Consider the following 19,823-nt stretch of genomic DNA (forward strand, 5'->3'; position numbering starts at 1 on the left):
TGGTCAGGCCTTGGAGGCGATCCAGTCGTGCAGCCACCGTGTGGCCGTCGTTCCGCGACCGTCGACCACGTAGTTCGAGTAGTCCTGGTGGATCTGCGACTCGTAGAAGGTGCGGATCTTCTGCTCGCGCAGCTCGTTCGCCTCGGGCGTGAGCTGCAGCTGCAGCATCGGGATGCCCCCGGCGGTCATGATGTCGTTGTAGAGCGCGGTCGCCTCGTCGCGGTAGTTCTCGAGCTGCTCGAACGGGCTGCCCGCCGAGATGGCGAGGAAGCCGGCCAGTCGCGTGACGAAGTCCTCCGGCGGCGTCGAGCAATAGAGGTCGCCCACCGCGCAGATGGTGCGCACGTTGGGCGTTACGAATCCGAAGCCTCCCGCGCGGGCACCTCCCGCACCGGTGCCGGCGACGGGCGGACCGACGAACGGGTCGAGTTCGGAGCGCCGCGGATCGGACAGCAGCCCCACCGCGACGAGGCGGTGCGGACCGATCACTCCCAGCCCGGTGCCGATCTCGGCAGCGAGATCGCCTGCGGCATCGGCACCCTGGCTGTAACCGACGAGGGCGAAGTTCGTGAGGGGGCACCGCTCGGCGGTGGCCGCGATGATGCCGCGCGCGTTGTCGACGGCGCGGTTGCGGGAGGCCGCGTACACGTCGCCCTCCCACGGGAAGGCCGTGGCGGGATACGCGACGTAGTCGACACGCGCCCCGGCGGGAAGATCGGACGTGACCTGGGCGAGCATGCCGTTCCCGCGGCCGGGGTCGGGGGTGTTCGAGGTCTCCCACGTTCCGGGCACAGCGACCACGTTCAAGGTCGGACATCCGGGCGGATTCGCTTGCGCCGCAGGAATTGCGACGAATACTGCTGCACATGCCGCCACTGCGGCCACCGTTGCCGCCCACACTCTTCTCATAGCCATGTCCCCGCCCCGCTACTGTCCTGGTGCCGCGTCCCTCCCCGGCAGTATCGAGTAGAAGGATGACATATTCGTGAACCGGATGTGATACATCCGAGTCCGGAACGTTGTCGGGGAACGACGGGGCCGGCGGATCAGCCGCGGACGACGGTCACCTGTCCCCCGCCGATGTTCGTCACGAAGACGTTGCCCGTCCCGTAGTCGACCGCCGTTCCCGGAACCGGTCGCTCGACCGCGCTCCCTTCGGCGGTCGAGGCGGGTTCCGCGACGACGATGTCGGGCCCGAAGAGGTTTGTGACATAGATGTTTCCGCTGAACGGATCGGTGACGACCGCACCCGGGGGAGGCGGTGGCGGGGCCGGAAGCTCCGCCGGCGCGACGGCACGGTCGACGACCGTGACACCGCCCGTACCGACGTTCGTGACGAAGACGCCGTCGGTTCCCGCGTCGAGGATCAGCTCCGGCATCCCGGGGAGCGGAGCCTGGGCGGGCGCCGCAACGGGCTCGGGCGTGACCTCCGTCCGGTGCACCGTGACCGCACCGGTACCGACGTTGGTGACGGCGACGTTGCCGAGCCCGCCGTCGACCCGCATCTCCACGAGCGCGGTGGACACCTCGGTGCGTCCCGGGACACGTCCCTCGGGATGCGTGACCGTCACGGCGCCGGGACCCACGTTGGTGATGCACGCGTTGCCGACACCGCCCTGGAGTCCGAGCAGGCGGGGACCGTCGAATCCGAAAACCGGTGGGACGGGCTCGGCGCCGTCGACCGTCACGAGCCCACCACCGTTGCGGATGCACGCGTCCGCAGGATCCGCGGCCGCGGCGGGAGCCGCCGCGACGGCGGCCACGACGGCACCCGCACCCATCACGACCATCGCCAGTGCCCGTCTCGTAGCCGTCATGCGCAGAACCATAACGGGTGCGACGCCCGGCGACACGGAAATATCACAGCGCAGCGCGTCCGGCGGTTGCTGTTGAACCGCGGAACGATGACCAAGCACCCTGTATGTAAGGGTAGGCATGCTTTACTTCCGCACGTGATGAACTCAGTGCGCCACTGGCCGGACCGTTTCGGCGACCACGCCGTCGCCGCCTTCCGCATCGTCGTCGGTTTCCTGTTCTTGTGCCACGGCACCACGAGCCTGTGGGCGTGGCCGACGGAACCCTACGGCGGAGCCACCGCACAACTCGGCGCATGGCCCGGCTGGTGGGGCGCGATCATCCAGGTCGTGTGCGGCACCGCCCTGATCCTCGGTCTCGGTACCCGGCTCGCGGCCTTCCTCGGCTCCGGATCGATGGCGTACGCCTACTTCTGGGGCCATCAGGCCGACGGCGCACTGCCCATCCAGAACGACGGTGAATCCGCCGCGCTGTTCTGCTGGGCGATGTTCGTCCTGATCTTCGTCGGCTCCGGATCGTGGGCCGTCGACCGCCTCCTCGCGCGGCGGCGCGAGGTGGCCACACCCGAACCGGCGCCGGCCACCGCATCCGACACCGATCCCGCGTCACTCGTCGACGCCTGACCTCACCCACGAACACCGCTGGGCCGCACACCTTCCGGTGTGCGGCCCAGCGGTCGTACCTCGTTCAGCGCTGCGACGCTGGAGCGCTCAACTCTCCGGCGCCACTCGGACGCCGAAAGATTTCCGCGCTCAGCGCTGCGGCATCGTGGTGGTCGCGATCGGCGCCGGCAGTGCCGTCTCGCCCTCGAGGAAGCGATCCACCGCAGCGGCGCACGCGCGACCCTCGGCGATCGCCCAGACGATGAGCGACTGTCCGCGACCCATGTCGCCGGCGACGAAGACACCGTCGACGTTGGTGGCCCACTCCGACGAGCGGGCGACGTTGCCGCGCTGGTCGAAGTCGACACCGAGATCGGTGAGCAGACCGGGCTTCTCGGCACCGGTGAAGCCCATCGCGAGCAGCACCAGATCGGCCTCGAGTTCGAAGTCGCTGCCTTCGACCTTCTCGAAGCGACCGTCGACCATCTGCACCTCGTGCGCCTTGAGCGCGGTGACCTTGCCGTCCTTGCCGATGAATTCCTCGGTGTTGACGGAGAAGACGCGCTCGCCGCCCTCCTCGTGTGCCGACGAGACGCGGTACATGAGGGGGTAGGTCGGCCACGGGGTGGACTCGGCGCGCTGCTCCGGCGGCCGCGGCATGATCTCGAACTGGTGGACGCTCTCCGCACCCTGACGGTGCGAGGTGCCCAGGCAGTCGGCGCCGGTGTCGCCACCGCCGATGATGACGACCTTCTTGCCCTCGGCCGTGATGGTCGGGGCCGGCAGGTCGCCGAGCTGCACGCGGTTGGCGATCGGCAGGAACTCCATCGCCTGGTGGATGCCGTCGAGCTCACGTCCGGGGATCTGCAGGTCGCGGGCGACGGTTGCGCCGCCGGCGAGCACCACGGCGTCGAACTGCTCGCGCAGCTCGTCGGCGGTGATGTCGACACCGACGTTCACGCCCGGCTTGAAGACGGTGCCCTCGGCCTCCATCTGCGCGAGACGGCGGTCGATGAAGCGCTTCTCCATCTTGAACTCGGGGATGCCGTAGCGGAGCAGACCACCGATGCGGTCGGCCCGCTCGAACACCGTCACCGAGTGGCCGGCACGCGTGAGCTGCTGTGCCGCAGCGAGACCCGCAGGTCCGGAGCCGACGACCGCGACCTTGCGGCCGGTGAGCTTCGACGGCGGGACCGGCTTGACGCGGCCGTCGTCGAAGGCCTTCTCGATCAGCTCGACCTCGACCTGCTTGATGGTCACCGGGTCCTGGTTGATGCCGAGCACGCACGACGCCTCACAGGGCGCCGGGCAGAGCCGGCCGGTGAACTCGGGGAAGTTGTTCGTGGCGTGGAGACGCTCGATCCCGTCCTCCCACTTGCCCTTGTAGGCGAGGTCGTTCCACTCGGGGATGAGATTCCCGAGCGGGCAACCGTTGTGGCAGAAGGGGATACCGCAGTCCATGCAACGGCTGGCCTGGGTCTGGAGGGTGTCGAGCGGGAACGGCTCGTAGACCTCCTTCCAGTCGAGGAGTCGCAGCGGGACGGGCCGGCGGACCGGGGTCTCGCGGGAACCGTGCTTGAGGAAACCGGTGGGATCAGCCACGAGCAGCCTCCATGATCGCCTCGTCCACGTTCGCACCACGGATGGTGGCGTCCTTGATAGCCATGAGTACCTTCTTGTAATCGCGAGGCATGACCTTCGCGAAGTGGCTGACCTGTTGTGACCAGTCGGCCAGGATGCGGGCTGCGACCTCGGAGCCCGTTTCGTCACGATGCCGTTCGACGGCGCCCTTGAGCCACGCGAAGTCCTCGCCCTCGAGATCCTCGAGGTCGACGAGCTCGGTGTTCAGGTTGTTCTCGAAGTCCTTGTCCGGGTTGTACACGAACGCGACGCCACCGGACATGCCCGCACCGAAGTTGCGGCCGGTCTTGCCGAGGATGACGACCTTGCCACCCGTCATGTACTCGCAGCCGTGGTCGCCGACGCCTTCGACGACGGCCGTGGCTCCGGAGTTGCGGACCGCGAAGCGTTCACCCGCGATGCCGCGGATGAGGGCCTCGCCGCCGGTGGCACCGAACAGGATGACGTTGCCGGCGATGATGTTGTCCTCGGGTACGAAGCCCTCGGCCGCATTGTGCGGCGGACGCACGATGATGCGACCACCCGACAGGCCCTTGCCGACGAAGTCGTTCGCGTCGCCGTGGAGCCGCATCGTGATGCCGCGCGGGACGAACGCACCGAAGCTGTTGCCGGCCGAACCCGTGAAGGTGATGTCGATCGTGTTGTCCGGCAACCCTTCCGCACCGTACTTCTTGGTGAGCTCGTGGCCGAGCATCGTGCCGACGGTGCGGTTGACGTTGGTGATCGGGGTGTCGAACGAGACCGGCGTACCCGACTCGAGAGCGGGCTGCGCCTTCGCGATCAGCTCGTTGTCGAGTGCCTTGTCCAGGGCGTGGTACTGCTCCTTGGTGCAGTGCATGTCCTGCTCCCCGTAGATCGGGGAGGTGACCTTCTCGAGCAGCGGCGACAGGTCGAGCTTCGACGCGCGGTAGTGCTCGACGGCCTTGCGGGTGTCGAGGACGTCCACCTGGCCGATGGCCTCGTCGAGGCTGCGGAAACCGAGCTCGGCGAGGTACTCGCGCACCTCTTCGGCGATGTACAGCATGAAGTTCTCGACGAACTCCGGCTTGCCGGTGAACCGCTTGCGCAGCACCGGGTTCTGCGTCGCGACACCCACGGGGCAGGTGTCGAGGTGGCACACGCGCATCATGATGCAGCCCGAGACCACGAGCGGCGCGGTCGCGAAACCGTACTCCTCGGCGCCGAGGAGAGCGGCGACGACGACGTCGCGGCCGGTCTTCATCTGGCCGTCGACCTGCACGACGATGCGGTCGCGCAGACCGTTGAGCATCAGCGTCTGCTGGGTCTCGGCGAGACCGATCTCCCAGGGAGCACCCGCGTGCTTGAGGGAGGTCAGCGGCGACGCACCGGTGCCACCGTCGTGGCCCGAGATGAGCACGACGTCGGCGTGTGCCTTCGACACACCCGCGGCGACCGTGCCGACGCCGAGCTCGGAGACCAGCTTCACGTGGATGCGGGCCTTCGGGTTGGCGTTCTTCAGGTCGTGGATCAGCTGCGCGAGATCCTCGATCGAGTAGATGTCGTGGTGCGGCGGCGGCGAGATCAGGCCGACGCCCGGCGTCGAACCACGGACCTCGGCGACCCACGGGTACACCTTGTGCGGCGGCAGCTGGCCGCCCTCACCGGGCTTCGCGCCCTGCGCCATCTTGATCTGGATGTCGGTGCAGTTGCTCAGGTAGTGCGCGGTCACACCGAAGCGACCCGAGGCGACCTGCTTGATCGCCGAGCGCCGCCAGTCGCCGTTCTCGTCCGGGGTGAAACGGCTCGGGTGCTCGCCGCCCTCACCGGAGTTCGAGCGGCCACCGAGACGGTTCATCGCGATCGCGAGGGTCTCGTGCGCCTCGGCCGAGATGGAGCCGTAGCTCATCGCGCCGGTCGAGAAGCGCTTGACGATCTCGCTCGCCGGCTCGACCTCGTCGATCGGCACCGGCTGACGCACGCCCTTCTTGAACTCGAACAGACCGCGCAGCGACGCGAGTCGCTCCGACTGGTCGTCGACGAGCTTCGTGTACTCCTTGAAGATCGAGTACTGGCCGGTGCGGGTCGCGTGCTGGAGCTTGAACACCGTGTCCGGGTTGAACAGGTGGTACTCGCCCTCGCGACGCCACTGGTACTCGCCGCCCACCTCGAGCTCGCGGTGCGCGCGCTCGGACTGGCGGTCGAGGAAGGCCGTGCGGTGACGGGCCGCGACGTCCGCGGCGATCTCGTCGAGACCGACGCCGCCGAGCTGCGACTGCAGACCGGTGAAGTACTCGTCGACGAGTTCCTGCGACAGGCCGATGACCTGGAACAGCTGCGCACCGGTGTAGGAGGCGAGCGTGGAGATGCCCATCTTGGACATCACCTTGAGCACGCCCTTCGAGGCCGCCTTGATGTAGTTGGCGATGGCCTTGTCGAGGGTCATGCCCTCGGGCAGGTCGCCGTTCTGCAGCAGCTCGTCGATGCTCTCGAACGCCATGTACGGGTTGACCACGGCCGCACCGAAACCGCACAGGGCGGCGATGTGGTGGACCTCGCGGGCGTCGCCGGCCTCGACGAGCAGACCGACCTTGGTGCGGGTCTTCTCGCGGACGAGGTGGTGGTGCACGGCGGAGGTGAGCAGCAGCGACGGGATCGGCGCCAGCTTCTCGTCGGACTCGCGGTCGGACAGCACGATCAGGCGTGCGCCCTTCTCGATGGCCTGCGAGACCTGCTCGCGGATCGAGGCGAGCGCGCGACGCAGACCCTCACCGCCCTCCGCGACCGGGTACAGGCCGCGGATGATGACGCTGTTGAAGCCGGGGAACTGCTTCTCGTCGTTGACGTGGATGAGCTTCTGCAGGTCGTCGTTGTCGATGACCGGCGCGCCGATGAGGATCTGCCGGCACGACGCCTCGGTCGGGTTCAGCAGGTCGCCCTCGGGGCCGAGCATGCCGCCCATGCTGGTGACGATCTCCTCGCGGATCGCGTCGAGCGGCGGGTTGGTGACCTGGGCGAACAGCTGCGAGAAGAAGTCGAACAGCTGACGCGGACGCGACGACAGCACGGCGATCGGCGTGTCGGTACCCATCGAGCCGAGCGCCTCGGCGCCGGCGGCCGCCATCGGCTTGACGAGGAGGTCGACCTCTTCGCGGGTGTAGCCGAAGACCTGCTGACGCAGCACGACACGCTCGTGCGACATGTAGGTGTACTTGCTCTCGGGCAGATCCTCGAGGCGGGTGACGCCGTTGGCGACCCACTCCTCGTAGGGATGCTCGGCGGCGAGCTCGCGCTTGATCTCCTCGTCCTCGACGATACGGCCCTTGGCCGTGTCGACGAGGAACATGCGGCCCGGCTGCAGGCGGCGCTTGCTGACGATCTTCTCGGTGGGGATGTCGAGCACACCCACCTCGGAGGCCATGACGACGAGGCCGTCGTCGGTGACCCAGGCACGCGAGGGGCGCAGGCCGTTGCGGTCGAGCACGGCGCCGATGACGGTGCCGTCGGTGAAGCACACCGAGGCCGGTCCGTCCCACGGCTCCATGAGGGCCGCGTGGTACTCGTAGAACGCGCGACGGGTCGGATCCATCGAGTCGTGGCGCTCCCACGCCTCGGGGATCATCATGAGCACGGCGTGCGGCAGGCTGCGGCCACCGAGGTGCAGCAGTTCGAGCACCTCGTCGAAACGCGCGGTGTCGGACGCGCCCGGCGTGCAGACCGGGAAGATCTTCTCGAGCTTGTCGCGACCGCCGAAGACCTCGGTGTCGATCAGTGCCTCACGGGCGCGCATCCAGTTGGCGTTGCCCGTGACGGTGTTGATCTCGCCGTTGTGGGCGACGCGACGGAAGGGATGCGCGAGCGGCCACGACGGGAACGTGTTGGTGGAGAACCGCGAGTGCACGAGGCCGAGCGCCGAGACGACGCGCTCGTCCTGCAGGTCGCGGTAGAAGCCCTTCATCTGGGGCGTGGTGAGCATGCCCTTGTAGACGAAGGTCGACGCCGACAGGCTGGGGAAGTAGACGGTCTCGCTGCCGGGACCGTCCTCGCCCGCGCCGTGGTGGCCGAGCTCGTGCTCGGTGCGCTTGCGCACGACGTACGCGCGGCGCTCGAGCTCGAGGCCGGTGAGCGCGCGGGCGCCGGAGGCGATGAAGATCTGCCGGAAGGTGGGCATGGCGTCCTTGGCCATGGAACCCAGCTCGGAGTCGTCGATCGGCACCTCGCGCCAGCCGAGGACCTCGAGGCCCTCTTCGGCGACGATGCGGTCGACCTCGGCGGCCGCGGCGTCGGCCTTGGCGGTGTCCTTGGGCAGGAACGCGATACCGGTCGCGTATGCGCCTTCGGCGGGAAGATCGAAGTCGACGACTTCACGGAAGTAGGCGTCGGGGACCTGGATCAGGATGCCGGCGCCGTCGCCGGTGTTCTGTTCCGCTCCCGCTGCACCGCGGTGTTCGAGATTCACCAGGGCGGTGATCGCCTTCTCCACGATGTCGCGACTGCGACGACCGTGCATGTCGACGACGAACGCGACGCCACAGGAGTCGTGCTCGTTCGCCGGGTGGTAGAGCCCTCGAGGCCCGGGGAGATGAGTCATACCTAGCCTTCGTTGATGCGATAGCACCGACGACCAGCAGCGCTGATGGCCATCTACTGCCGTAGACGGGTATCGGCCGGGTGCCCGATACCTTCGACATCGCCAGTATCCGCTCATCCGCGACGGTGCGGGTGCCTTTTTCGGCAGCACGAGCGTGGACCCGGCGACCGGTGGGACGTCGTGGTCCCACCGTCTTCGAAATGAACGATATGCCAGGTGGCGGGGGGTAATGCAAGCAAGCCTGCCCTATTCTCCCGCCCACCTGCGGAAACGCAGCCGTAACGCACCGGAATCGCGGGCGTCACCCGGCTGTGGAGAGCAACATGTGCACCATTCGGGACACGCCGTCGCGCGGGTCCGGTCCGTCGTCGTGCGAGGTGCAGCGATGCAGGATCAGTCCGTCCAGGTAGTCGATGAGAACCCGCGCGGCGGTGGCGGAATCGTCGACGCCGAGGCCCGCGAGCACGGTTCCGATCCATCCGCGCAGTTCGCTGCGGCGGGTCTCGACCCCGGCACGCAGTTCCGGCGTCGCCATCGCCTCGACGAACATCGCGAAGCGTGCGCGGGTTCGCACGAGGTCGTCCCCCGTCACGAACATCACATATCCGTGCATCAGGTCTTCGAGCTCACGCGCGTCGCCCGGCAACGCGGCGCCGATCGCGGCGAGCTGGACCCGGTCCTGCTCGAGGAGCCTGTCGAGCACCCCTTCTACGAGGGCCTGACGGGTGCGGAAGTAGTTGGACGTGGAGCCGGCGGGCACACCCGCGATGGCATCGACGCGGCGATGGGTGAGGGCACGCAACCCTTCGGTCCCCACGAGATGGATCGCAGCGTCGAGCACAGCTGTGCGTTTGTCGGTCGCCGACCGAGGACGTTTGTCGGTCACGACTCGATCCTACGAGATTCACTACAGGAGTAGTGACACGACTACTACATCCGTAGTACCGTTCGGGTCATGGCCACACGACACGGCAAAGCAGCGATCCTCGGCGGGGGGATCGGCGGGCTCACCGTCGCCAACGCGCTCATCCGGCGCGACTGGCACGTCGACGTCTTCGAACGTGCACCCTCCTTGCCGGACACCGGCACCGCGCTCGGCATGTGGGCCGAGGCCCTCGACGCCCTGACCACCGCCGGCTGCGGCTCCGGCCTCGGTGGGCAGGTCGAGAAGCTCGGTGTACTGCAGGACGGCGCCGCCTTTCTCCGGTGGGACGGCCGGGTGATCGGACGCATCCGCTCCATGGCGCGACCGGTCGTCCTGCTCTCCCGGCCGAAACTGCTCACGATCCTGGCCGAGGGACTCCCGTCCGATCTCGTCCGGTTCGGAGCGCCGGCACCCGGGTTGCCCGATCTGGCCGCCTACGACGTCGTCGTCGCAGCGGACGGCATCAACAGCGCGACGCGCGACCGGCTGTTCGGTCCCGCCTACCGTCCCGTGTACACCGGCTATTCGGCGTGGCGCGGCTGGGTGCCGGGCACGGTGTCGACGACGAGCGAGTCGTGGGGACCGGGCGCGCTGTTCGGCATCACCCCACGCGACGGGGAGCTGACCAACTGGTTCGCCGCCGTGCGCGCCCCGGCCGGCGGAACGGGGAGCATCGACGAACTGCACGAGCGCTACCGCGACTGGCACCCGGCCGTGCGCGACGTACTCGACCGGATCGACCCCGCCGACGTGCTGCACCACGACCTGTACGAATCGCCCCCGCTGCCGTCCTTCGTCCACGGCAACGTCGCATTGATCGGTGACGCCGCTCACGCGATGGCACCGAATCTCGGTCGCGGCGCGTGCGAGGCGATGATCGACGGCGCGACGCTCGCGGTCCTGCTGTCCGAGCATCCGGTGGCCGAGGCCCTGGAGCGGTACGACCGCGCCCGGCGGCGCCGCACCCAGCGATTGGTACGCGCGTCCCGAACTCTCGCCCGGGTGGCGACCGCACGCCGGTTCACGGCCCTGCGCGACCCGTTCGTGGGCGCGGCGGCGCGGTTCGGCCGATGATGCGATTCGCGCCCTGACCTGGGCGTAAATAACAACTGGCCGCAGCGATGAGAATCAGCTGCGGCCAGAGGTAACGAAAGAATAACTTGGGGCACCCGAACTTCGGAAGACGAGCTCAGGTGAGGTTTGTCACACGGCGTCTCGATCCCACACGCGGTGGGTACCCAGCTGCTCCAGCACCTGCGCGACGGCCGTTTCCGGTCCGTCCACGATCTCGACACCCGGTGCCTTCAACTCTTCCAGTGCCGCCGCACCGGCGCCCCACGCGGCCAGGGCCTTGTGATGCCGGAACATCTCGTCGACGAGGATCCGGACCCGCGTGTCGGGGACGGTCGTCGCCATGATCACGGCGTCGAACTCGATCGAGCGGGCCGTGAGGAAGGTGCGCGAGATCGGCACGACTCCGCCGAGCATCCCGCCGTGCGGGGCGACGACCAGCGGGACGCAATCGGCCGCGTCCACGGCCTGCACGGCCGCGAGCACCTGGTCGACATCGGTGGTGTCGTCGGCGACGATGCCGATCAGACGACCCTGTACGGGCCACGTCTGGCCGACCTGCGCCAGCGCGGGGCTCTGCGGGAGATCGGAGACCTCGACGGTCGGCTTCGGCGCCGGCAGACCGAGACCGGCCGCCACCTTCTCGCACAGCCCGGCGTCGATGTTCGCCAGGATCTGCAGCTGCCGTTCCTTGATGGACTGCTCGTAGCACTTACCCAGCTCGAAGGTGTAGGCGTAGGCCACGTGGTCCTGTTCGATCTCCGACAGGCTCAGGTAGAACTGGCGGACCTGCGTGTAGTGATCGTCGAACGACCGGGAGACCTCACGCTCCTTCTTCGCCGCCGGCACCTCCACCGGCAGGTCGACGAAGGCACCCTCGGTGACACCGGCCATGAACGGGCATCCCGCGTCGAGCGAGTTCGGCTTGTACGGAGCGACACCCGTGTGGACGGCGTGCTGATGGAAGCCGTCCCGGAACATGTCGTTGACGGGTGCGTGCGGACGGTTGATCGGGATCTGCCCGAAGTTCGGTCCGCCGAGTCGCGTCAGCTGGGTGTCGAGGTACGAGAACAGGCGGCCCTGCAGCAGCGGGTCGTCGGTGACGTCGATGCCGGGGACGAGGTGGCCCGGGTGGAAGGCGACCTGCTCGGTCTCGGCGAAGAAGTTGGTGGGGTTGGCGTTGAGGACCATCGTGCCGATGATCTGCACGGGAGCCAATTCCTCGGGGACGATCTTGGTGGGATCGAGCAGGTCGATGCCCTCGAAAGTCTGCTCCGGGGTGTCCGGGAAGACCTGCACACCGAGATCCCACTCGGGGTAGGCACCGGCCTCGATCGCGTCGGCGAGGTCGCGGCGGTGGAAGTCGGGGTCGAAGCCGTTGATGAGCTGGGCTTCCTCCCACACCAGCGAATGCACGCCGAGGCGCGGCTTCCAGTGGAACTTCACCAGCGCGGTGTCGCCCTCGGCGTTGACCACGCGGAAGGTATGGACGCCGAAGCCCTCCATCATGCGGTAGGAGCGCGGGATACCGCGGTCGGACATGTTCCACATCGTGTGGGCCGTGGCCTCGGTATGGAGCGAGACGAAGTCCCAAAAGGTGTCGTGGGCGCTCTGTGCCTGCGGGATCTCACGATCCGGGTGCGGCTTGCCCGCGTGGATGATGTCGGGGAACTTGATGGCGTCCTGGATGAAGAACACCGGGATGTTGTTGCCGACGAGGTCGAAGGTGCCTTCCTCGGTGTAGAACTTCGTCGCGAAACCACGGGTGTCGCGCACCGTGTCGGCCGAGCCACGGGAGCCGAGCACCGTCGAGAACCGCACGAACACCGGTGTCTCCACGTCCTTCTGGAGGAACTGGGCACGCGTGATCGAGCTAGCGGCGCCCGTTGCGCGGAAGACGCCGTGGGCACCGGCGCCGCGGGCGTGCACCACGCGCTCCGGGATGCGTTCGTGGTCGAAGTGGGTGATCTTCTCGCGGAAGTGATGATCCTGCAACAGGATCGGACCACGCCGGCCCGCCTTGAGGGAGTGGTCGGTATCCGTCAGCCGCGCACCCTGAGCCGTCGTCAGGTACTCCCCCTGCTGGGCACGACCGCGCGGCAGATCCGCGGGAGTGCCGGTGGCCGTCCTGACCTCGGGCTCGGCCTGGTCGGGCTTGGGCTCGGGCGGAGTCGTGGGCGTCGTGGGTTCCTCCACGGGCGGCACGGTGGACGAAGGAACACCGGGGATCTTCGGGGTGTCGGCGGGCATGGGAACTCCGATTCGTGTGCTGTCGTCTGTCGAGTGGATATCCGGGGCTGGACACGTCTTTCCCACGACTACCCGGGACGACCGAGATCAAACTCGGTCAGCGAATTCCGTCCCACAACGTCCGCAGATCGGCTTCGTGGTCGTCGACGGTCCCGCACGTGTCGCCGAAGAGCATCTCGGTGCGTTCGTCCCCGTACGGCGGCCATCCCGGCGAACCCGTGGTCGCGAAATCCACCCACGCCCGGTGCATCCGCGTCGCCAGTTCCTGCGGAGGCGCGGAACCCGCGAGCGCCGCGGCCTGAGGGAGACGGAGATTGTCGAACACGAAACCGATGTCGAGTGCGTGCGTCGCGCCGAGCCGGCCGTCGAACAGCGGCGACTTCCAATCGAACCGGTAGACATGGGTTTCGGCGCCGTGTGCGGCACGCGCCTCCGCGACCCGGAGCACCGGGATGCGGTACATCCAGTCGCGCACGATGTGCATGGCCGTATCGCCGGGACGAACATCGGGCCGAGCGCGACGGTAGGCGTCGAACGCCTCCGGATCGGTGAGTCCGTAGGCGGCGACGAGTCCGCGTGCAGCGGCCTCGTCGAGCAGTCCGTCGACCCCGAAGGGCACGAAGAACAACGTCATCTCGTCGTCGTTGTGGCCGATGAGCACATCGACGTCGGATCCCGCGCCCTTCCCCACGAGATCGATCGGCCGGCCCGGGAGCACGGTCCCGTCCACGCACGGTTCGAAGGCCATCGAATCGGTGGCGATCTCACCCCAGGTCGACGGGTCGCGCTCACCGCGGATCCGGGCCGTGAGCCGTTCCTGCGCGTCGACGAGCACCTTCGGCTCGATCCCGGCGAACGCCGCGCGGGTCGGGGCGACGCCGAGCATGTCGCCCAGCGCACCGGCGACCGTCCGCGCGGTGCCGGCCGACATCACCGAATGTCCGGCGCCGCTCTGGGCGATCGCGCGACGGAACAGCCCGCGGGCGGCGGGCATCGCCAGCAGCGAGACCACACTCATCGCCCCTGCGGATTCACCGGCGATCGTCACGCGGTCCGGGTCGCCACCGAAGGCCGCGATGTTGTCGCGGACCCATTCGAGCGCGGCGACCTGATCGAGGAGACCGCGGTTCGCCGGCGCGTCGTCGAGGAGCGCGAATCCCTCTGCGCCGAGCCGGTAGTTGATGCTGACGAAGACGACACCGTCGCGCGCGAAGTTCGTACCGTCGTACAGCGCCACCGCGCTGCTGCCGTGCGCGAACGCGCCGCCGTGGATCCACACGATCACGGGCAGCGAGCCGGAGAGATCGGGACTCCACACGTTGAGGCCGAGGACGTCCTCGCCCGGGATCGACGGTTCGTGCAGGAGCCGGTCGATCGGTGGGGCGTACGGCGCCTTCGGGGCGGTGGGACCGAACTCGGTCGCGGGACGCACGCCGTCCCATCGGGGAACAGGTGCGGGCGCCGCGAATCGCAGCTCATCGAAGGGTGCGGCGGCGTACGGGATGCCCTTGAAGACGGCGGTGCCGCCGACGGTCGTACCGCGTACTCGGCCGCCGGTGGTGTCGACGACGGGTTCCATCCACGCTCCTCCTTCACCGGTTCCGGCGTCAGCATGGCACGGAAGACGTTCGCTCGAACCCGATTCGCGGCACGAGAACGGTCCGGCGGGTTGTCGTCACCCACCGGACCGTCGGGTCGTCACTGCGTCGTCCGGGTCAGAAGTCCTCGTCGATGCAGGCGAGCCGGTCGCCGGCCTGCCCGGCCTCACCCGGTGCGGTCATGGTGTGCTGAGCGTGGAGCACCACCGAGTTGGCCTCGCCGTCGCGGAACTCCCAGTCGACGGTCGTGGACGCCTCGGCGTTGCCCTGCGCGTCGGTGGTGATGTCGAGCCAGATCTCGTTCTGCGGATTGGCGTAGGCGGGATCGGTGGACGGCGAGTCGGGGCTCGCCGCCGGGTCGACCTGGTTCTGGTAGTGCGGTCCCGAATCGGACGGGTTCGGCCCGCACGGCTGCGTGTGGACGTGCGCCCCGAAGTCCCGATCGGGTTGCAGACCCATCACCCTGAGGGTGACGGTGGTCCGGCCGTCCTCCTCCTCGGATTCGACGTCGAAGGTCGCGCCGACCGGCACGGCCGCTTCGTCGTAGGTGAAGGCGTTGTCGTCGTCGCCTCCCTCGTTCGGGAGACCGAAGGCGTCGCCGCTCATCCCGGGCAGCGGCGTGGGCATGGAGTCGGTGGTGGTGGTCGTGAGCGAAGTGGGTGGGGTCTCGACGGTGGTCTCGGTGTCGGTGGACGAGTCGTCGCTGCTGCACCCGGCGGCCACGAGCGTGGCGACGGAGAAGCCCGCGACGAGACATGCGTGGCGTGTGTTCATGACTTCGACGTACCCCGAGGGGGCCGTCGGCGAACCTGGCCGCAGGGAACGTTCCCGCGCCGCGGGCGCGCAGGTCCTGCCCGGCGCTACGTCCCGGCCTCGCCGTCCTCGGCCTTCTGTGCCTCGACGATCGCGGCGAGATCCTCCGCGACCTTCTTCTCCACGGCGCTCCTGCTCACGCCGGCCGCCGAGAGCACACCGTCGCCGTTCTCGAGTTCGAGGAGCGCGAGGAGGATGTGCTCGGTGCCGATGTAGTTGTGCCCGAGTCGCAGGGCTTCGCGGAAGGTCAGTTCGAGGGCCTTGCGGGCGCCCGCGTCGTACGGGATGAGTTCGGGGACGTCGCTCGACGGTTCGGGGAGCGTCGCCACCGCGGCAGAGCGCAGCGCCGCAAAGTCGACATCCTGGGCCGCGAGTGCGCGCGCGGCGAGCGACTCGGTGTCGAGGAGCAGACCGAGGATCAGATGGACGGGCGTGATCTCGGGGCTACCCGTGGCACGCGCTTCGTTCATCGACGCCATCACGGTGTTCTGCGCGCGCGGCGTGAATCGCGAGAACCCCTGCTCGGGGTCGAGGTCGTTGTCGCTCTTCGACACGAACCGTTTCTGCGCGGCCTGCTTGGACACGCCCATGCTCTGGCCGATCTCGGACCACGACCTGCCGGACCGTCGGGCCTGGTCGACGAAGTGCCCGATCAGATGATCGGCGACCTCACCGAGGTGGTCGGCCGCGATGACGGCATCGGACAGTTGCTCGAGCGGATCGTCGTGGACCTTCTTGATCGCGTCGATGAGGTCGTCGAGCCGGATGGGGTGGGAAGGACGAATGGGTTCCATGCGTCAACTCTAAGTTGACGCATGGAACCCGTCAACCATCGGTTGACGATCATGCTCAGCCGGGACGTATCGCCGCCCGGAACTCCTTGATCGGCCAGACGTCCTGGTCCTCGCCGTAGACGATGCGGCCGTCCACGTCGAACTCGAGCAACGTGTTGATGCAGATGTTCGTCGACCCCGGCAGGATCAGACGGCTCCGAGCGCGACCGCTCACGGTGATCTCGGCACCGTTCTCGTCGACCGCGGTCAGATCCAGCGACTCGATCCAGCCCCGCTCGGGATCGCGACCGGCCTTCCGGTGCCCGCCGCGCACCGCGACGACGTCCTCTCCCCGGCGCACGTAGCCCGAATGGATGTCGTCGCTGACATCGGTGGGCGCCGAATAGGTGAGCAGACCGAGCTGCGGATCGGCCAGCCACGTGTAACCGACACGGCGGTAACCGCGTTCGGTGCGCGGCCCCCACGAGCGGTCGCGCATCGCGTAGCAGTCGACGTCGATGCGTTCGCCGTCGAGCACGACGGTGCCGGTGACGCGTCCCGTCTGGTCGTAGTGCGACGCCGACGGATACGGCGGCGACCCGCTGCGCAGCGGCACCGGTCGTTCGAGTCCGACGAAGTGCAGGTCGGCGGTGATGCGGTCGCGATCGTCGTAGCGGACCGAGTACTCCATCCCCGGCTGCACGACCGTGATGGTCGCGCCTGTGGGGCTCGTCAGCACACCATCTTCGAACTTCGCGGCCTTGAGGTGCGAGAACCCTTCGAAGAAGGGAACATTCCACGGTTCGCTACCGGTGTGGTCCCACAACCACAATCCCCCGCCGGTCGTGCCGGCGTTGGCCCGGACGCTCACGTACACCCAGGCGCCGATGTTGCGCTCCGGCACGAAGAACGAGAACCAGAAGGTCTCCGTCTCGTAGAAGTTGTCGGAGACGGGATGCAGGCCGTCGTCCTCCGCCGTGAATCCACCGTCCGTCGTGAATTCTTCGGCAACAGTGGAATCCGTCATTCCGGAAGTCCTCTCAACGGAGCCGGCCGCCCCTCGCCGCGCACGCGGTCGCGCACGGCGATCATCGCGGCGAGTCTGCGCTCCATGTCTTCCCGCGACATCACGATGTCGTCTCCCCCTTCACCTCGGTCGAGCCTTGCGAGACGTTCGCGTTCGGCCTCGATCTCCTCGTCGAGGAGAGATCCCGCCAGATCGCGGGTCAGCAGATCCTGATCGGCCCAGTCGTCCTCCGGGATCTGCGTGATCGGTTCCTCCATGTCGGATTCCCTCTCGTCGGGCCGGATCACGCACGCGGAAAGTCGAACAACCCCCGCGCGTTGAGTTCGACGATCTTGTGAACGTCCTCGTCGGGCACCAGTCGCATCTGTTCCTGAACGACCTTGCGGCTGTTGGGCCAGTTCGAGTCGGAGTGCGGGTAGTCGCCCTCCCAGGTGATGTTGTCGATGCCCACCGCCGCACGGTTGTCGACACCGAACTGGTCGTCGATGAAGCAGCCGTAGATGTGCTTCGCGAACAACTCCGACGGCCGGACGCTCTGGTCGATGTTCTGGTAGTAGCGGTGCTTCTGCCAGGTCTGGTCCATCCGCTCGAGCATGTAGGGCACCCAGCCGATGCCCCCCTCGGAGAGCATGAACTTCAGGCGCGGATGCCTGTGGAAGACCGGCGAGAACAGCAGGTCGGCGGTCGCGTACATCGAGTTGCAGCCGAAGAGCGCGATCATCACCGCCATCGGCGCTTCGGGAGCGGTGATCGGCGCCTGACCCGATGTGCCGAAGTGCACGCACAGCGGCTGGCCCGTCTCCTCCACCGCCGAGAACAGCGGATCCCAGTGATCGGTGTGGAAGGACGGCAGACCGAGCGGGACAGGGTTCTCCACGAACGAGATGGCACGCGAACCCTTCGCCGCGGTGCGCTGCACCTCCTTGACGGCCTCCTCCACCGACCACAGCGGCAGGATCGTCAGCGGGATCAGACGATCGGGCGCAGTGGGGCACCATTCGTCGAGGATGTAGTCGTTCCACGCCTGCACGCAGAGCAGGGCCAGTTCCTTGTCCTGCCCCTCGAGGAAGACCGTGCCGGCGAACCGGGGAAAGGACGGGAACGACAGGGTGGCCTGCACACCGTCGATGTCCATGTCCTGCACACGGGCCTTCGGGTCGTAGCAACCCGGCAGCATCTCGTCGTACCGGGTGGGTTCGACGCCGTACTCCTCGGGCTTCTTGCCCGCCACCGCGTTGAGGCCGATGTACGGGTAGATGCGTCCCTCGTACTCCCACACCTGCGCGATCTTGGTCGCGGCGTCGAGTGCGCGGTCGCCGTCGCCGACGTGGATGGCCTTCGGCAGCTCCTTCTCGACGATCTTCGGGCCGGCCTCGAGGAACTTCGACGGCAACCGATCCGACCACAACGCCGGGTGCTCGATCAGGTGATCGTCGGTGGAGATCAGGTGCATGTGGTCCTGCAATGGCATTACGTCCTCCTGGATGTGCGGTGAGCTCGCGACGGCGAGCTCAGGCCCGGTCCCATTCGATCGGCAGTGAGGTGAGTCCGAGCTGGCCGCCGGTCTCGGTGAGCTCGACACCCGGAACGAGGCGGTACTCCGGGATCCGCTTGTGCCACTCCTCCAGAGCGATACGCAGTTCGCGTCGCGCGAGGTGGGAGCCGAGGCAGCGGTGCGGGCCCGCGCCGAAGGCGATGTGGTTGTTCGGTGAGCGTTCGATGTCGACCTCCGCAGCGTCGTCGAAGGCCTCCTCGTCGCGGGTCGCGCCGCTCAGCGGGAAGTTCACCATGTCGCCGGCCTTCAGCTGCACACCCTGGAGCTCGGTGTCGTGCATGACCTTCCGGGCCGGAACGACGATCGCGTAGGCGCGGAGGAACTCCTCGACCGCGCTGGGGATGATCGACGGATCCTCGACGATGCGCGCCCGATCCTCCGGATGCGACGCCAGGTGATAGAACGTCCATCCCAGGGTCGCAGCCACCGTGTCGAGTCCGGCCATGAACATCAGGAGGCAGAAGGAGAGCAGATCCTCGTCCTTGACGGGTGCACCGTCGATCTCGAAGGTCAGTGCCTTGCTGACGATGTCGTCCTTGGGTTCGGCACGCCGCTCGGCGATGATCGAGGCGAACCGTCCCATCACGGCCTGCATGGCCGCGAACTGGCGCTCCCCGTGGGCTTCGAGATCGTCCGCGGTGGCGTGCAGGATCGCGTGCTCCCATTCCATGAACTGATCGAGTTCCTCGACCGGCATGCCCATGAGCTCGAGGAAGATCGTCGCGGGGAAGACCTGCGCGAACTCGCGCATGAAGTCCACCTGGTTGTCCGACCGCGACGCGATGTCGTCGGCCAATCCCGCTGCGCACTCACGGATGTGCGGTTCGAGCGACTCCACCCACTTGGGTGAGAACAGTGGGCCGAGCTGCCGTCGCCACTGGTGGTGCTCGTCGCCGTCGAGCATCTCCGGGATCCACTTGAAGGCCGGGTCCGGGTCGAGCGGGGTGACGACGCTGTTCGAGAAGGTGTCGGGCCGCTGGAGCAGGTCGAGGATGCCCTCGTAGTTCACCACCGAGTAGAAACCCGGACCGAATTCGTTCCGGTAGACGGCGGATTCGCTGCGCAGCTCGTCGTACTTCTCGAACCACGTGCCGGCCTTCTGCAGTTCGGTGTAGTTGAAGTTGTGGACGGGGCAACCGGAGGCGGTGGCTCGGTCGGATTCGGCTCGCGTCATGTCAGATCCTTACGAAGAGAAAGTATGAGT

At 67.8% G+C, this 19,823-nt stretch carries 15 protein-coding genes; 2 read left to right on the forward strand and 13 right to left on the reverse strand.

Annotated elements, in window-relative coordinates:
• Window positions 1-3: 3 nt before the first annotated feature.
• Together B9C99_RS02515 and B9C99_RS02520 are read right to left on the reverse strand one after the other, a co-directional pair.
• Complete coding sequence (locus tag B9C99_RS02515; protein ID WP_301179087.1) at window positions 4-909, reverse strand: cutinase family protein; 906 nt, start codon at window positions 907-909, stop codon at window positions 4-6.
• 137 nt (window positions 910-1,046) lie between these two features.
• Window positions 1,047-1,817 carry a hypothetical protein gene (locus B9C99_RS02520; RefSeq protein WP_253249958.1) on the reverse strand — a complete coding sequence of 257 codons (771 nt, stop codon included), beginning with the start codon at window positions 1,815-1,817 and terminating at the stop codon, window positions 1,047-1,049.
• Between the two features lie 138 nt (window positions 1,818-1,955).
• Between B9C99_RS02520 and B9C99_RS02525 the strand changes: the two genes are divergently transcribed.
• Window positions 1,956-2,438, forward strand: coding sequence for a DoxX family protein (locus B9C99_RS02525; RefSeq protein ID WP_088896872.1), 483 nt, complete (start codon window positions 1,956-1,958; stop codon window positions 2,436-2,438).
• A gap of 129 nt (window positions 2,439-2,567) precedes the next feature.
• Here B9C99_RS02525 and B9C99_RS02530 read toward each other — a convergent pair whose 3' ends face one another.
• The 3 genes from B9C99_RS02530 to B9C99_RS02540 all read right to left on the reverse strand — a co-directional run bounded on the left by B9C99_RS02530 (window position 2,568) and on the right by B9C99_RS02540 (window position 9,493).
• Window positions 2,568-4,019: a glutamate synthase subunit beta gene (locus tag B9C99_RS02530; protein WP_088896873.1), complete on the reverse strand. Its 1,452-nt coding sequence runs from the start codon at window positions 4,017-4,019 to the stop codon at window positions 2,568-2,570.
• Window positions 4,012-8,607, reverse strand: coding sequence for a glutamate synthase large subunit (gltB, locus tag B9C99_RS02535; protein ID WP_088896874.1), 4,596 nt, complete (start codon window positions 8,605-8,607; stop codon window positions 4,012-4,014). The genes B9C99_RS02530 and gltB overlap by 8 nt, the downstream gene beginning before the upstream one ends.
• Window positions 8,608-8,908: 301 nt before the next feature.
• The gene (locus tag B9C99_RS02540; protein ID WP_088896875.1) at window positions 8,909-9,493 is read right to left on the reverse strand and encodes a TetR/AcrR family transcriptional regulator; all 585 of its coding nucleotides are present in this window, start codon (window positions 9,491-9,493) and stop codon (window positions 8,909-8,911) included.
• 69 nt (window positions 9,494-9,562) lie between these two features.
• On the opposite strand from B9C99_RS02540, the gene B9C99_RS02545 reads away from it, so the two are divergent.
• The gene (locus tag B9C99_RS02545; RefSeq protein ID WP_088896876.1) at window positions 9,563-10,606 is read left to right on the forward strand and encodes an FAD-dependent monooxygenase; all 1,044 of its coding nucleotides are present in this window, start codon (window positions 9,563-9,565) and stop codon (window positions 10,604-10,606) included.
• Between the two features lie 129 nt (window positions 10,607-10,735).
• On the opposite strand, the gene B9C99_RS02550 is transcribed toward B9C99_RS02545, so the two are convergent.
• From B9C99_RS02550 to B9C99_RS02585, 8 genes are all read right to left on the reverse strand, one after another.
• On the reverse strand, window positions 10,736-12,853 hold the full coding sequence (locus B9C99_RS02550) for a catalase (protein ID WP_088896877.1): 2,118 nt from the start codon (window positions 12,851-12,853) through the stop codon (window positions 10,736-10,738).
• 97 nt (window positions 12,854-12,950) lie between these two features.
• Window positions 12,951-14,432, reverse strand: coding sequence for a carboxylesterase family protein (locus B9C99_RS02555; protein WP_088896878.1), 1,482 nt, complete (start codon window positions 14,430-14,432; stop codon window positions 12,951-12,953).
• 136 nt (window positions 14,433-14,568) lie between these two features.
• Complete coding sequence (locus B9C99_RS02560; RefSeq protein WP_016691136.1) at window positions 14,569-15,225, reverse strand: superoxide dismutase family protein; 657 nt, start codon at window positions 15,223-15,225, stop codon at window positions 14,569-14,571.
• A gap of 86 nt (window positions 15,226-15,311) precedes the next feature.
• Complete coding sequence (locus B9C99_RS02565) at window positions 15,312-16,058, reverse strand: Clp protease N-terminal domain-containing protein (protein ID WP_016691135.1); 747 nt, start codon at window positions 16,056-16,058, stop codon at window positions 15,312-15,314.
• A gap of 55 nt (window positions 16,059-16,113) precedes the next feature.
• Window positions 16,114-17,064, reverse strand: coding sequence for a hypothetical protein (locus tag B9C99_RS02570; RefSeq protein ID WP_016691134.1), 951 nt, complete (start codon window positions 17,062-17,064; stop codon window positions 16,114-16,116).
• Window positions 17,061-17,321 carry a hypothetical protein gene (locus B9C99_RS02575; protein WP_037189688.1) on the reverse strand — a complete coding sequence of 87 codons (261 nt, stop codon included), beginning with the start codon at window positions 17,319-17,321 and terminating at the stop codon, window positions 17,061-17,063. The genes B9C99_RS02570 and B9C99_RS02575 overlap by 4 nt, the downstream gene beginning before the upstream one ends.
• A 26-nt stretch (window positions 17,322-17,347) precedes the next feature.
• Window positions 17,348-18,535: an amidohydrolase family protein gene (locus tag B9C99_RS02580; protein ID WP_026060930.1), complete on the reverse strand. Its 1,188-nt coding sequence runs from the start codon at window positions 18,533-18,535 to the stop codon at window positions 17,348-17,350.
• Between the two features lie 40 nt (window positions 18,536-18,575).
• Window positions 18,576-19,793, reverse strand: coding sequence for a cytochrome P450 (locus B9C99_RS02585; RefSeq protein ID WP_088896879.1), 1,218 nt, complete (start codon window positions 19,791-19,793; stop codon window positions 18,576-18,578).
• Window positions 19,794-19,823: the final 30 nt, after the last annotated feature.

The sequence above is a fragment of the Rhodococcus sp. BUPNP1 genome, from assembly GCF_002215235.1.
Classification (GTDB): Bacteria; Actinomycetota; Actinomycetes; order Mycobacteriales; family Mycobacteriaceae; genus Rhodococcus.

What these genes read in the sequence shown, in the direction of transcription:
- gltB (WP_088896874.1), bottom strand. Translation starts at nt 8,607, where the DNA reads ATGACTCATCTCCCCGGGCCTCGAGGGCTCTACCACCCGGCGAACGAG.
- B9C99_RS02550 (WP_088896877.1), bottom strand. Translation starts at nt 12,853, where the DNA reads ATGCCCGCCGACACCCCGAAGATCCCCGGTGTTCCTTCGTCCACCGTG.
- B9C99_RS02545 (WP_088896876.1), top strand. Translation starts at nt 9,563, where the DNA reads ATGGCCACACGACACGGCAAAGCAGCGATCCTCGGCGGGGGGATCGGC.
- B9C99_RS02585 (WP_088896879.1), bottom strand. Translation starts at nt 19,793, where the DNA reads ATGACGCGAGCCGAATCCGACCGAGCCACCGCCTCCGGTTGCCCCGTC.
- B9C99_RS02555 (WP_088896878.1), bottom strand. Translation starts at nt 14,432, where the DNA reads ATGGAACCCGTCGTCGACACCACCGGCGGCCGAGTACGCGGTACGACC.
- B9C99_RS02565 (WP_016691135.1), bottom strand. Translation starts at nt 16,058, where the DNA reads ATGGAACCCATTCGTCCTTCCCACCCCATCCGGCTCGACGACCTCATC.
- B9C99_RS02525 (WP_088896872.1), top strand. Translation starts at nt 1,956, where the DNA reads ATGAACTCAGTGCGCCACTGGCCGGACCGTTTCGGCGACCACGCCGTC.
- B9C99_RS02515 (WP_301179087.1), bottom strand. Translation starts at nt 909, where the DNA reads ATGAGAAGAGTGTGGGCGGCAACGGTGGCCGCAGTGGCGGCATGTGCA.
- B9C99_RS02580 (WP_026060930.1), bottom strand. Translation starts at nt 18,535, where the DNA reads ATGCCATTGCAGGACCACATGCACCTGATCTCCACCGACGATCACCTG.
- B9C99_RS02570 (WP_016691134.1), bottom strand. Translation starts at nt 17,064, where the DNA reads ATGACGGATTCCACTGTTGCCGAAGAATTCACGACGGACGGTGGATTC.
- B9C99_RS02520 (WP_253249958.1), bottom strand. Translation starts at nt 1,817, where the DNA reads ATGACGGCTACGAGACGGGCACTGGCGATGGTCGTGATGGGTGCGGGT.
- B9C99_RS02560 (WP_016691136.1), bottom strand. Translation starts at nt 15,225, where the DNA reads ATGAACACACGCCACGCATGTCTCGTCGCGGGCTTCTCCGTCGCCACG.
- B9C99_RS02575 (WP_037189688.1), bottom strand. Translation starts at nt 17,321, where the DNA reads ATGGAGGAACCGATCACGCAGATCCCGGAGGACGACTGGGCCGATCAG.